The organism is Blastococcus sp. SYSU D00813 (assembly GCF_054050735.1).
Genome location: NZ_JBJGZX010000003.1, coordinates 174,787 through 187,699 on the forward strand (window position 1 = coordinate 174,787; position 12,913 = coordinate 187,699).

Sequence of the window (12,913 nt, forward strand, 5' to 3'; positions counted from 1 at the left end):
CGCAGCCGTGACGATCGGGACCCACCCGGCCAACGGCGGTCGCCGGCAGCGAGACGAGCAGGAGGCCACGATGGTGAGCACCCCGGCGTACCAGGAGACCCACACCGGAGGGCAGCCGCCGCTCAAGCGGGTGATGGGCCCGGGCCTCCTGCTGCTGTTCATCGTCGGCGACGTCCTCGGCACCGGGATCTACGCGCTCACCGGCACCGTGGCCGCCGAGGTCGGCGGCGTCGTCTGGCTGCCGTTCCTCGTCGCGTTCGTCGTCGCGCTGATCACCGCGTTCAGCTACCTGGAGCTGGTCACCAAGTACCCGCAGGCCGCCGGCGCCGCGCTGTACACGCACAAGGCGTTCGGCATCCACTTCATCACGTTCCTCGTGGCGTTCGCGGTGATGAGCTCGGGGATCACCTCGGCGTCCACCGCGGCCCGGGCGTTCAGCGAGAACGCCGCCGAGGTGTTCGAGGTCGACGTCAACGGGTGGGGCATCACGTTCATCGGCCTGGGCTTCATGGCGCTGGTCGCCGCCGTGAACCTGCGCGGCGTCGGCGAGAGCGTGAAGAGCAACGTCGTCCTGACCTGCGTGGAGCTGTCGGGCCTGCTGATCGTCATCGGGATCGGCGCGTGGGCGCTGTTCGGGGGGGACGGCGACTTCGGCCGGGTCACCGAGTTCGACACCGGCGACAAGGGCGTCCTGGCCGGCGTCATCGCGGCCACCGGCCTGGCCTTCTTCGCGATGGTCGGCTTCGAGGACTCGGTCAACATGGCCGAGGAGTGCAAGGAGCCGCGGCGGATCTTCCCGAAGGTGCTGCTGACCGGCCTGCTCGTCACCGGGCTCATCTACGTGCTGGTGTCCGTCACGGCGATCGCGATCGTGCCCGCCGACCAGCTCAGCGACCCCGACACCCCGCCGCTGCTGCGGGTGGTGGAGGCCGGGGCGCCGGGCTTCCCGCTGGACCTCTTCGGCGTGATCACGATGTTCGCCGTCGCCAACACCGCGCTCATCAACATGCTCATGGCCAGCCGGCTGGTCTACGGCCTCGCCCGGGAGCGCGTGCTACCGCCGCTGCTGGGCCGGGTGCTGCCCGGTCGCCGCACCCCGTGGACGGCGATCGTCTTCACCAGCCTGCTCGCCTTCGGCCTCATCACCTTCGTCGGCGAGGTCCCCGCCCTCGGCGGGACGACGGCGCTGCTGCTGCTCGTCGTGTTCACCGTCGTCAACGTCGCCGTCCTCGTGCTGCGCCGCGACCCGGTCGACGCCGACCACTTCCGCACGCCGACGATCCTGCCCGTCGTCGGCGCGCTGGCCTGCGGTTTCCTCGCCACGCCGTTCTCCGGCCGGGCCGCCGAGCAGTACCGGATCGCCGGGATCCTCCTGGCCGTCGGCGTCGTCCTGTGGCTGGTGACGGTGCTGGTGAACAAGCGGTCGGGCGCCGGTCCGGCGGCCCTGGACCCGGGTCACCTCAGCGGTGAGGCGCCGCACGGTCCGCGCAACTGAGCCGGGGCCGCCCAGCGGCCCGGGGACGGCGTGTCGACCCGGGGGGCTGTCCCGGTGGTGGCGGAGGAGCCGGGAGTGGCGCAGGAACGCGCTCAGGGCGTGGACGGCGTCGTTCCTGTCGTACCACCCGGTACTCTGGAGGGCGAACACCGCCAGCAACCGGCTCAGCGCCTCCCTGCGCCCCTGGAGCCCCCCACGGCAGTGGGTCGGCCGTGCCGCCCGGTTGCGCGACAGAAGGGTCCCACGTGGTCGCTCGACCGAAGACGGACAGCACGACCGACAACGGCTACTCCGGTTCCTCCATCACGGTCCTCGAGGGCCTGGAGGCGGTGCGCAAGCGCCCCGGCATGTACATCGGCTCCACCGGGGAGCGCGGCCTGCACCACATGGTGTGGGAGGTCGTCGACAACGCGGTCGACGAGGCGCTGGCCGGCTACTGCGACACCGTCAAGGTCACGCTGCTGGCCGACGGCGGCGTCCGGGTGGAGGACAACGGCCGCGGCATCCCGGTCGACATGCACCCGGTCGAGAAGCGGCCCACCGTCGAGGTGATCATGACCGTCCTGCACGCGGGCGGGAAGTTCGACGGCAAGAGCTACGGCGTCTCCGGCGGTCTGCACGGCGTCGGCGTCACCGTCGTCAACGCGCTGTCCACCCGCCTGGAGGTCACCGTCTGGGCGCACAACGGCGTCGAGTGGCACCAGAGCTACGACCGGGCCAAGCCCGGGCCGCTGGAGCAGGTCGGCCCCACGACCAAGCGCGGCACCGCCATCACCTTCTGGGCCGACGGCGACATCTTCGAGACGACGAACTACTCGTTCGACACGATCAACCGCCGCCTGCAGGAGATGGCCTTCCTCAACAAGGGCCTCACCATCGTGCTGCGCGACGAGCGGCCCGGGCACGGCAAGGCCGACACCGGCCTGTCCGACGAGGCCTCCAGCGCCGAGGAGGCCACGAGCCCGGGTCACGAGGCCGAGGCCTTCGAGCCCACCGAGATCACCTACCGGTACGACGGCGGCCTGATCGACTACGTCACGCACATCAACCGCCGGAAGACGCCGATCCACCGCTCGGTCATCAGCTTCTCCGCAGAGGGCACCGGCAAGAACGACACCGCGATGTCCCTGGACGTCGCGATGCAGTGGTCCGACGCGTACTCCGAGTCGGTGCACACCTTCGCCAACATCATCAACACGCACGAGGGCGGCACCCACGAGGAGGGCTTCCGGGCGGCGCTCACCTCGATCGTCAACCGGTACGCCGTCGAGAAGAAGCTCCTCAAGGAGAAGGACGAGAAGCTCACCGGCGACGACATCCGCGAGGGCCTGGCCGCGATCGTCTCGGTGAAGCTGGGCGACCCGCAGTTCGAGGGCCAGACGAAGACCAAGCTCGGCAACACCGAGGTCAAGGGCTTCGTGCAGCGGGTCTGCAACGACCAGATCGGCCACTGGTTCGAGTCCAACCCGACCGAGGCCAAGACCATCATCACCAAGGCCTCGTCCGCCGCCCGCGCCCGCCGCGCCGCGCAGGACGCCCGCAAGCTGGCCCGCAAGAGCCTGCTGTCGGTCAGCGGCCTGCCCGGCAAGCTCGCCGACTGCCGCTCCACCGACCCGCGCAACTCCGAGGTCTACATCGTCGAGGGCGACTCGGCCGGCGGGTCGGCCAAGTCCGGCCGCGACTCGATGTACCAGGCGATCCTCCCCATCCGCGGGAAGATCATCAACGTCGAGAAGGCGCGCATCGACCGGGTGCTCAAGAACACCGAGGTCCAGTCGATGATCACGGCCTTCGGCACCGGCATCCACGACGAGTTCGACATCTCGAAGCTCCGGTACCACAAGATCGTGCTCATGGCCGACGCCGACGTCGACGGCCAGCACATCAGCACGCTGCTGCTGACGCTGCTGTTCCGCTTCATGCGGCCGCTGGTCGAGGGCCAGTACGTCTACCTGGCCAAGCCCCCGCTTTACAAGATCAAGTGGGGCGGCAAGGTCGGGGACGAGTACGCCTACAGCGACAAGGAGCGCGACGCGCTCGTCAAGGCGGGCGCCGAGGCCGGCCGCAAGATCAAGGACGAGTCGATCCAGCGGTTCAAGGGCCTGGGCGAGATGAACGCCAGCGAGCTGTGGGAGACCACGATGAACCCGGAGACCCGGATCCTGCGGCAGGTCACGCTGGAGGACGCCGCGGCGGCCGACGAGCTGTTCAGCATCCTCATGGGCGAGGACGTCGAGGCCCGGCGCAGCTTCATCACCCGCAACGCCAAGGACGTCCGCTTCCTCGACATCTGACGAAGGACCCCCTCGCCAGCCCACACCTCGCTGCGCTCGGCGCGAGGCCCCTGCGAGGGGGCCGACGAAGCGCCCGCGCGACCGAGCACTGCGACACCGGAGAGATCCAGACGTGACCGAGACACCCTTCCGCGACCGCGTCGAAGCGGTCGACCTCCAGCAGGAGATGCAGCGCAGCTACATCGACTACGCGATGAGCGTGATCGTGGGCCGCGCGCTGCCCGAGGTCCGCGACGGCCTCAAGCCGGTGCACCGCCGGGTGCTCTTCGCCATGTACGACCAGGGCTTCCGCCCCGACCGCGGCTACGTGAAGTGCGCCCGGCCGGTCGCCGAGGTCATGGGGAACTACCACCCGCACGGTGACTCGGCGATCTACGACGCCCTCGTGCGGCTGGCCCAGCCCTGGTCGATGCGCTACCCGCTCATCGACGGCCAGGGCAACTTCGGCTCCCCGGGCAACGACCCGCCGGCCGCGATGCGCTACACCGAGTGCAGGCTCACCCCGCTGGCCATGGAGATGCTCTCGGGCATCGACGAGGAGACCGTCGACTTCCAGGCCAACTACGACGGCCGCACCCAGGAGCCGCTGGTCCTGCCGGCGCGCATCCCGAACCTGCTGGTCAACGGCTCGGCCGGGATCGCGGTCGGCATGGCGACCAACATGCCGCCGCACAACCTGCGCGAGGTCGCGGAGGCCGTCTACTGGGTGCTCGACCACCCCGACGCGGAGCCCGAGGAGGCGCTCACCGCGTGCATGGAGCGGGTGCTCGGCCCGGACTTCCCGACCCACGGCCTGATCGTCGGGCGCGAGGGCATCGAGGACGCCTACCGGACCGGTCGTGGCTCGGTGCGCATGCGCGCCGTGGTCACGGTCGAGGAGGACTCCCGCGGCCGTGTCCAGCTCGTCGTGACCGAGCTGCCCTACCAGGTCAACCCGGACAACCTGGCCGAGTCGATCGCCGAGTCGGTCAAGGAGGGCCGCCTCCAGGGCATCAGCGAGATCGCCGACGAGTCCTCCGACCGCGTCGGCCGCCGGCTGGTCATCACGCTGCGCCGCGACGCCGTGGCCAAGGTCGTGCTGAACAACCTGTACAAGCACACCCAGCTGCAGACCTCGTTCGGCTGCAACATGCTCTCGATCGTCGACGGCGTGCCGCGCACCCTGCGGCTCGACGAGCTGGTGCGCCTCTGGGTGCACCACCAGATCGAGGTCATCCAGCGGCGCACGCGGTACCGGCTGCGCAAGGCCGAGGAGCGCGCGCACATCCTGCGCGGCTACGCCAAGGCCCTCGACCAGCTCGACGCGGTCATCGCCCTCATCCGCAACAGCCCCTCGGCCGACGCCGCGCGCACCGGCCTGATGGAGCTGCTCGAGGTCGACGAGATCCAGGCGGTCGCGATCCTCGACCTGCAGCTGCGCCGGCTCGCCGCCCTCGAGCGGCAGCGGATCATGGACGAGCTCGCCGAGATCGAGGCCCGCATCGCCGACCTGCAGGCGATCCTCGACTCCCCCGAGCGGCAGCGGCAGATCGTCCGCGACGAGCTCGCGGAGATCGTCGAGAAGTACGGCGACGACCGGCGCACCAAGTTCGTGGCGAACGAGGGCGACGTCTCCATGGAGGACCTCATCGCCGAGGAGGAGGTCGTCGTCACCATCACCCGCACCGGGTACGCCAAGCGGACGAAGAGCGACCTCTACCGGTCGCAGCGCCGCGGCGGCAAGGGCGTGATGGGCGCCCAGCTGAAGCAGGACGACATCGTCGACCACTTCTTCGTGGGCTCCACCCACGACTGGATCCTGTTCTTCACGAACAAGGGCCGGGTGTACCGGGCCAAGGCATACGAGCTGCCGGAGGCCAACCGCACCGCCCGCGGTGCGCACGTGGCCAACATCCTGGCGTTCCAGGCCGACGAGAAGATCGCCCAAGTCATGCAGATCAAGGACTACGGGGTCGCCCCGTACCTGGTGCTGGCCACGGCGCGGGGTCAGGTCAAGAAGACCCGGCTGGCCGACTTCGACTCCCCGCGCAGCGGCGGCGTCATCGCGATCAACCTGCGCGAGGGCGACGAGCTCGTCGGCGCGGCGCTCATCGACCCGGACCAGGACCTGCTGCTGGTCACCCGCAAGGCGATGTCGATCCGGTTCAAGGCCGACGACGCCACCCTGCGGCCGATGGGCCGGGCCACCGAGGGCGTCCGCGGCATCTCGCTGTCCGAGGACGACGCGCTGCTGTCGATGATCGTGGTCACCGAGGGCGTCGACGTCCTCGTCGCCACGGAGCGCGGCTTCGCCAAGCGCACGGGCATCGAGAACTACCCGCCGCAGGGCCGCGGCGGGAAGGGCGTGCTCACCGCCGACCCGAAGGCCCGCAAGGGCAACCTGGTCGGGGCGCTCGCGGTGCAGCTCGGGGACGAGTTGTACGCCATCACCTCCGGCGGCGGCGTCATCCGGACGCCGGTCAACGGGGTGCGGCACAACAAGGACCGCGCCACCATGGGTGTCAAGCTCATGAACTTGCCCGAGGACGTCTCGATCGTGGCGATCGCGCGTACGACGGACAACGACGAGCCCTCGGCCTAGTGTGGGAGTGGGGGCAGGGCGCCCCGGGTACCCGCGCGTGCGCGGAACCCGGGCGCACCCCGCCCGGAGACACGACCTGACCGGCGCGCCCGGCACCCCCGGGTGCCGACCGGGTGCCCCGGGTGCGGAGCAGCGGCAGCGGCCGCTGGGGAGCGGGAGAGCAGCATGAGCGACCGGACGCAGGGTGCGGTGCGCGCCGGCACCCGGCCCGGTGAGGCCGCCGACGCCCCGCCGGCCGCGGCCCCCGGGGCCGCGCCGGGCACGGCCGGTGCCCCCTACGCCGGTGGCCCGGGCACGGGCGCCGGGCCGGTCCCGCCCGGGAGCGCGCCGGTCACCGGAACCGCGCCGGTCGCCCCGGGGGCTCCCGGCACCGGCGCGGGCCCGACCGTGGCCGCCCGCAACGGCGCCGCGCGTCCGGCCGGCGGCAAGAACAAGGCCCGCGGTCCCCGCCGCGCACGGCTGCAGCTGCGGCACATCGACACCTGGTCGGCGCTGAAGATCTCACTGGTCCTGTCGATCGCCCTGTTCTTCATCTGGATGGTCGCGGTCGGGATCCTCTACGGCGTCCTCTCCGGCCTCGGGGTCTTCGACACCCTCAACGACCTCTTCGGCCAGCTGGGCAGCTCCTCCGGCGAGGAGGAGGTCGTCAGCGACGCGATCACCCCGGGGATCGTCTTCGGCGGGGCGGCCGTCATCGGGGCGATCAACATCGTGCTGATGACCGCCCTGTGCACCGTGGCGGCGTTCATCTACAACCTCTGCTCCGACCTGGTCGGCGGCCTGGAGGTCACCCTCGCCGAGCGGGACTGAGGGAGACCCCCTCGCGAACGGCCTCGCGGCGGCACGTATGCTGGTCGAGGTCCACGGGCCTGTAGCTCAGGCGGTTAGAGCGCATCCCTGATAAGGATGAGGCCGGAGGTTCAAGTCCTCCCAGGCCCACCCGTGTGCCGGTCCGCCGGCGTCCCACCCGGTCCCCGCGGCCCCTGCCGGACAGGGGCCGCGGCGTCCCTCGAGGAGGAGCCGCGTGATCAAGAGAGTCGCCCTGGTCGCGGCAGCGGCCGCCGCCGTGGCCGCCGTCCGCAAGCGCTCCGCCGGCAGGACCGAGGCGGACCTCTGGTCGGAGGCGACCTCCGGCCCCCAGGCGGTCAGCACGCCCACCAGCCGCTGAACCGGCCCGGTGGCCGTCGGCCGCCGGACCATCAGGGGACGTAGCTCAATTGGCAGAGCACCGCCTTTGCAAGGCGGGGGTTAGGGGTTCGATTCCCCTCGTCTCCACTCCTTCTCCACCATGGTCGACCTGCGGGGCCACAGGAGCCGGCGGATCCTCGCGGAGCGAGGATCCGGGCTCGGTCCGCAGAGAGTCCGCACGGTCGCGCACGCATGGCGTCCAGACGGCCGGCCACGTCGTCCACGTCGTCGTCGAGCGAGTCGGCGTAGCGGTCCAGGGTCATGGCCGCCGAGGCGTGCCCAGCATCGGCTGCACTGCCTCCACGTCGGCGCCGGCCTCGATCGTCAGCGAGGCGGCCGTGTGCCGCGGCGCGTGCGGGGTGGACCGGGGCTCCCGACGGCGGTGGTGGCGGCGTCGGACCGGGCCGAGCGGGCGTTGCGGTTGCGCAGCACCGCTCCCCGGGGTGACGGGAGGCCGGCTCGTCGGCGGGCCGGATCACCACCGTGCGGGCGGTCCCCTCGGCCGCGTCATGACCGAGGGGACCTGACCGCGGGCCGTTCTGCAGCACGGCCAACGGCTGTCTGCAGCCTGCTTCCTGCCCGAGGTCGCTGCGACTCGCGGCGCCCGACGGGACTGATCTCGGTTAGCGTTCGTCCGTGGCGGAAGAGCATGCCCAGGACCGGCGTGGGGGCCGCTCGTCCCAGAGTGCCGAGACGCGGCGAGTGTCCGCCTCGACCGGTACGGGCGGCGCGGTCGGTGCCCGCACGGATCTCGGTGAGGCGATGGGGCGGGCCGCTCGGTCACTGCAGGAGCGCCACGGAGACGTCGAGGCGACGCTGCAGGTGATCACCGAGAGCGCCGTCGGCGTCGTCCCGGGGGTGGAGGAGGCCTCCATCAGCTACGTGATCGGTCGACGACGGGTCGAGGCGCGTGCGGCCACCGGGGACCTGCCCAGGGAACTGGACGAGATCCAGAACCGCCTCCAGGAGGGGCCCTGCCTGGATGCGGTGCGGACGCAGTCGACCGTGCGCATCGACGACATGCGCAGCGAGCAACGCTGGCCACGGTTCGCCGCGGCCGCGGCCGAGCTCGGCGTCCTGAGCTCGGTGAGCTTCCAGCTGTTCGTGGAGGGCGACAACCTCGGGGCGATCAACCTGTACTCACGGCAGCCGCATGCGTTCGGCGAGGAGTCCGAGGACATCGGCCTCGTCTTCGCCGCGCACGCCGCCGTGGCCCTGGCCGGCGCCCAGCACGAGGCGAACCTGCGTACCGGGATGGGCAGCCGGGACCTCATCGGTCAGGCCAAGGGCATCCTCATGGAGCGGTACGCGATGAGCGCTGACACTGCCTTCGCGGTCCTGGCCCGGGTCTCCCAGCAGACCAACCGCAAACTCCTCGACGTCGCCACGGAGCTGACGGTGACCCGAGCCGTTCCGGAGATCCCGGCGTCCTCGAGAGCCGGGGCCGACACCCCGTCGACGTCGCGGTAGAGCCTCAGGCGGACCTGTCGTCGTAGGCGAGCTCCTCGAGCGGGACCTCGCGCGCGAGCACGCGGGCGGCGAGGTCGTCGACCTCCATGCCTGAGCCGTAGGCGTGCGCGCGGAGCAGGGCGAGGGCGTCCTCGCTGGTGATGCCCAGCCCGGCGTTGAGGAATCCCATGGCCTGCCAGACCAGCGCTCGCCGCTCGGCGGCGGGTGCGCCGACCCAGGCCGGCCCGTCGGCACCGGCGGGACGTGCGGCGCGGTGGAACAGCGACACGATCTCGCGGGTCACGACCAGCGCGTCGTACAGCGTGACGGTCCGGACGTCGTGTGGCGGGACGAGGTAGAGATCCAGTGCGCCGTATCCGCGGAGCTCGTCCTGGAACGGGAGAGAGATGATGCTGCGCACGGCGGTCCGGCTGACCAGCGCGTCGTGGAAGGCCGGCCACCGGGCCTCGATCTCGGCTTCCTCGGCGATGACGGGCTGGCCGGAGGCGTGGGAGGACAGGCACGGGCCCTCGCCGACGGTGAACTGCAGTCGCTCGGCCTCCGCGGAGACCTCGTCGCTGGCGCCCAGGGGCAGCCGGCGGTCGACGGCGAAGAACAAGCTGATCCCTGCACCGTCGACCGGCAGGACGGCGGCCGCGGCTCTGGCCAGGCGCACGGGCAGCAGTTCGGGGTCGGGCCGGTCCGCGGCGGACGCCGCGACGGCGGCGGCGAACCGCTCGGCGACGCTCATCGCACCCCAGCCGTCGAGATCGTTCCGGGAGGTCACTTCGCTGTACCGCCGACGCCGTCGACGATGGCCTGGGCGATGTCGCGGAGCTTGCGGTTGGACCGCTGGGAGGCGGCGGCGAGCAGGTTGAAGGCCTCCGCGGCGTCGCAACGCCGCTGGCTCATCAGGATGCCCTTGGCCTGCTCGATGACCGCCCGGGTGCGCATGGCGGTGTCCAGGTGCTCGGCCAGTTCGCGGGTGCTGTCGTACAGCTGCCGGTTCCGCACGGCGATCGCCGCGTAGGAGGCGAACTCAGCCGCTACGGCCTTCGCCTGGGCGCCGAACGCGTGCGCCTCGGTCGCGTAGAGGTTGAGGGCTCCGTGAACCGACTCCTTGACCGGCAAGGGGACCGACATCGAGCTGAGAGAGCCCCGCTCGACGCACTCGCGGGCGTGGCCGGGCCACCGGGTCTCCTCGCGGGCGTCGGTGATCTCCTGGATCTCCTGCCCCACCGCGGCCTCGAGGCAGGGACCCTCACCACGGCTGTACTGCGACTCGTCCAACTGGACCGACAGCGGACCGGTGAAGGCGGCACTGGTCGCCCTGTGGTGGCTGACGAGGGTGACCGAGGCCTCCACGACGCCGGGGGTGACCCGCTTGGCGAGTTCGGCGATGCGCAGCAGCATCACGTCCATCGAGGTGTCCGCGAAGGACAGCCGCCCGAGCTCGGCGAAGGCGGCCCGGACGTCGAACGGTTCGGGGGAACGCCGAGGAGGCGTGGGACTCATAGCGGATCCGGTCCGTCGGTCCGGCTGGTCGACGAAGGCGATCGACCCCGGGATGAGCCCTACCCGAGAGGAAGACCCTGCGTCTGGCAGGCCGCGTCATGACCCATCAGGTGCCGCAGTGCGGCGCACGGATGACGGTACTCGTTCGTCCGGCTCAGCAGCCCGCCGGCAGGCTCCCGCTGTCCACGACCGGCCTCGATCCGACTGCGCAGCGACGGGGGACGGGTGGGTTGCAGGGACCCGCGGCGGTGGAGCGCGCGGCGCCCGCGGCAGGGGGTCGCCGGGAGGCGTACCGTCGAAGGGCCCCAGCAATGGGCGCCTGCGACCCCGAGGGTGTGCACCCTGCCCACAGACACGCTCGTCCTCGCCTGCCGTCTCAGCGGCCTCTCCCTCACCGAGCTCTGGTGGGGCTACCTCGCGCTCGGCGGGACCCATTCGCTGCCGCAGCTGTCGGCTCGCATGACACTCGGACACGAGTGGCCGGCGCTCGAGGACCTGGTGCTCGCGATCGCTGCTGACGAGGCCCTCGTCGACGGTGGCCTGCCCCCACTCGGCCCCTCCTCGGCGCACTGAGCAACCGCGAGCTCACCGCCGCGCACACCGTGGCCGTGCGGGCCAGGTGATGGGTCGCCGTCTCCACCCGCTGTCCCCGACCCACCTCCCTCCGGCTGTGCAGCGCCGAGGGAAGGGAGACCGCAGGCCCATCCCGCAGGGACGCGAAGCGCCCTGCCAGCGGCCGGCGCGGTCGGAGGTGCTCCGGGTGGGGATGGGCGGCTGCTCCGCAACGGTCCAGGGCCGGCCGTATGGACCTGGCCAGTCCGCAGACGGCCCCGAGTAGGACGAACTGCCCGACTCCAGTCGACGACATCCGCAGCTCGAGTGCCGGGGTCAGTCACAGCCCACTGCGCCGGACCACCTCGAGGTGGAGCTCGCGAGGCGGGGCCAGGGGCTGAATTCCCCTCGTCGCCGCCCACCCCGGCCCACCCGAGCCGGTCCCGCGCACCCTCGTCCCGGGCACCCAGGTCCGCTCGCCCCGGCCCCCGCCGCGCCTCACGGCAGCGGCAGCGCCGCGGCCACCGCCTCCCCGCGTCGCCGCATCGCCGGGGCGTCCTCGGGCAGCACGGCGCCGCTCGCGAGCAGGTCCTCCACGGCCTCCAGCCAGCGTTCGGCGTAGTCGGCGCGCGAGCGGTAGAGCCTGGCCAGGAGCGCGTCCGGGAACGCCCGCCGGCCGCCGTAGACCGGTGGGCTCCCCGTGCCGCCCTTGCGGCCGCGGTGCTCGGCCGTGGGGACCGCGATCTCCGGCAGCCGGATCCCGCCCCACGCGTTGCCGTCCTCGCCGCGCACGATCTGGGGTGCCGGCCGCCCGGCCAGGGTGATCCGTGGCTGTGACAGGGGCGCGACGCCGTCGGCCAGCCAGGTGTGCACCGCACGCATCGCCGCCTCGTGCACCGGGCGCCAGCTGACCGGGTTCGGCCCCCACTCGCCGGCCGGCGCCGCGGGCAGGGCCCGCCCGACGCCGTGCGGCGTGCCCGTGACCTCCCAGACCCGCCGCGACGGGGTGTCGTGCAGCGCCAGCGGTGCCGTCGCCGTCACCTCGAACTCGCTGTTGACCACCAGCAGCGGCACGGCCAGGTCCTCGCGCACCGTGGCCCGGCGGTAGAGGGGGTCGGCGTCCGCGTCCAGCTGGGGCGCCCGGCCCTCCCACACCGAGAGCAGGAAGGCGTCGACGGCCCGGTGCCGCGGGTGCACGGCGTCGGCGTACGCGCACAGCCGCATGGCCGACTGCGAGCCCCCCGTGGCCACGACCCGGGCCACCGGGAGCCCGCCCATCGGGTCGACGGCGGTCGAGCGGGCCGGCCCGACGGCCAGGGCCGCGGCGGAGAAGATGTCGAAGCAGGCGGGCTCCCCGGGGTGCAGCAGACCGCCGTAGCGCTGGGGGTCGGCGTCCAGCAGCGGCGCCCGTCGCGAGCCGCGGCCGCGCCGGCGCGGCGTCCCGTAGAGGCCGGCCACCTGGGCGCTGACCCCCACCCACGCGTGGCCCCGGTAGACCTCGCCGTCGGCCGGCGCCGGCTGCTCGACGCCGGCGGAGACGTTCTGCCACTCCAGGAAGACCGTGCCGCTGAAGGCCGCGGCGTCCCGTGGGCGGACCACGAGCACACGCGTCCGGTAGGGGGCGGTGGCGACCGGCTCGGCGGTCCAGACGCCGTCCGCGCTGGGCGGGGCGTCCTCGGGGTGCCGGTAGGCCGCGGCCTCGCCGGCGAGGTGGAACTCCTCGCAGACGTAGCCGTGGGTGGCGAGGACGTCGGCCGGCGGCGCACCGTACGGCGGCCGCTCACCCTCGACGGGTCCCGCGACCTCTGCTCCGACGGCGGCGCGCATGCCGCGCAACAT

At 72.3% G+C, this 12,913-nt stretch carries 9 protein-coding genes and 2 tRNA genes; 8 read left to right on the forward strand and 3 right to left on the reverse strand.

The annotated features are described in order from the left end of the window. The first annotated feature begins 7 nt into the window (after positions 1-7). The 8 genes from ACI8AX_RS03415 (at position 8) to ACI8AX_RS03450 (ending at position 9,028) form a co-directional block, all read left to right on the forward strand. Positions 8-1,495, forward strand: a complete 1,488-nt coding sequence (locus ACI8AX_RS03415) for an APC family permease (RefSeq protein WP_456548390.1) — start codon at positions 8-10, stop codon at positions 1,493-1,495. Positions 1,496-1,740: 245 nt separating this feature from the next. Next, entirely contained in the window at positions 1,741-3,789 is a 2,049-nt protein-coding gene (gyrB, locus tag ACI8AX_RS03420) for a DNA topoisomerase (ATP-hydrolyzing) subunit B (protein WP_456548391.1), read from the forward strand. Positions 3,790-3,901: 112 nt separating this feature from the next. After that, positions 3,902-6,370, forward strand: a complete 2,469-nt coding sequence (gyrA, locus tag ACI8AX_RS03425) for a DNA gyrase subunit A (protein WP_456548392.1) — start codon at positions 3,902-3,904, stop codon at positions 6,368-6,370. A gap of 165 nt (positions 6,371-6,535) precedes the next feature. After that, positions 6,536-7,180 carry a DUF3566 domain-containing protein gene (locus tag ACI8AX_RS03430; RefSeq protein ID WP_456548393.1) on the forward strand — a complete coding sequence of 215 codons (645 nt, stop codon included), beginning with the start codon at positions 6,536-6,538 and terminating at the stop codon, positions 7,178-7,180. Between the two features lie 55 nt (positions 7,181-7,235). Further along, positions 7,236-7,309: transfer RNA gene (locus ACI8AX_RS03435), tRNA-Ile, on the forward strand. Between the two features lie 85 nt (positions 7,310-7,394). After that, on the forward strand, positions 7,395-7,538 hold the full coding sequence (locus ACI8AX_RS03440; protein WP_456548394.1) for a DLW-39 family protein: 144 nt from the start codon (positions 7,395-7,397) through the stop codon (positions 7,536-7,538). Between the two features lie 34 nt (positions 7,539-7,572). Further along, positions 7,573-7,645, forward strand: a tRNA-Ala gene (locus ACI8AX_RS03445). 675 nt (positions 7,646-8,320) lie between these two features. Further along, on the forward strand, positions 8,321-9,028 hold the full coding sequence (locus tag ACI8AX_RS03450; protein ID WP_456548395.1) for a GAF and ANTAR domain-containing protein: 708 nt from the start codon (positions 8,321-8,323) through the stop codon (positions 9,026-9,028). A gap of 4 nt (positions 9,029-9,032) precedes the next feature. On the opposite strand, the gene ACI8AX_RS03455 is transcribed toward ACI8AX_RS03450, so the two are convergent. The 3 genes from ACI8AX_RS03455 to ACI8AX_RS03465 all read right to left on the reverse strand — a co-directional run bounded on the left by ACI8AX_RS03455 (position 9,033) and on the right by ACI8AX_RS03465 (position 12,901). Continuing rightward, positions 9,033-9,758, reverse strand: a complete 726-nt coding sequence (locus ACI8AX_RS03455; protein WP_456548396.1) for an ANTAR domain-containing protein — start codon at positions 9,756-9,758, stop codon at positions 9,033-9,035. A 32-nt stretch (positions 9,759-9,790) separates the two neighbouring features. Next, the gene (locus tag ACI8AX_RS03460) at positions 9,791-10,522 is read right to left on the reverse strand and encodes an ANTAR domain-containing protein (RefSeq protein ID WP_456548397.1); all 732 of its coding nucleotides are present in this window, start codon (positions 10,520-10,522) and stop codon (positions 9,791-9,793) included. Between the two features lie 1,050 nt (positions 10,523-11,572). Continuing rightward, entirely contained in the window at positions 11,573-12,901 is a 1,329-nt protein-coding gene (locus tag ACI8AX_RS03465; protein WP_456548398.1) for an alpha/beta hydrolase domain-containing protein, read from the reverse strand. Positions 12,902-12,913: the final 12 nt, after the last annotated feature.

Coding starts and splice junctions, on each gene's coding strand:
- ACI8AX_RS03450 (WP_456548395.1), top strand. CDS start 8,321: ATGGGGCGGGCCGCTCGGTCACTGCAGGAGCGCCACGGAGACGTCGAG.
- ACI8AX_RS03455 (WP_456548396.1), bottom strand. CDS start 9,758: ATGAGCGTCGCCGAGCGGTTCGCCGCCGCCGTCGCGGCGTCCGCCGCG.
- ACI8AX_RS03465 (WP_456548398.1), bottom strand. CDS start 12,901: ATGCGCGCCGCCGTCGGAGCAGAGGTCGCGGGACCCGTCGAGGGTGAG.
- ACI8AX_RS03430 (WP_456548393.1), top strand. CDS start 6,536: ATGAGCGACCGGACGCAGGGTGCGGTGCGCGCCGGCACCCGGCCCGGT.
- ACI8AX_RS03460 (WP_456548397.1), bottom strand. CDS start 10,522: ATGAGTCCCACGCCTCCTCGGCGTTCCCCCGAACCGTTCGACGTCCGG.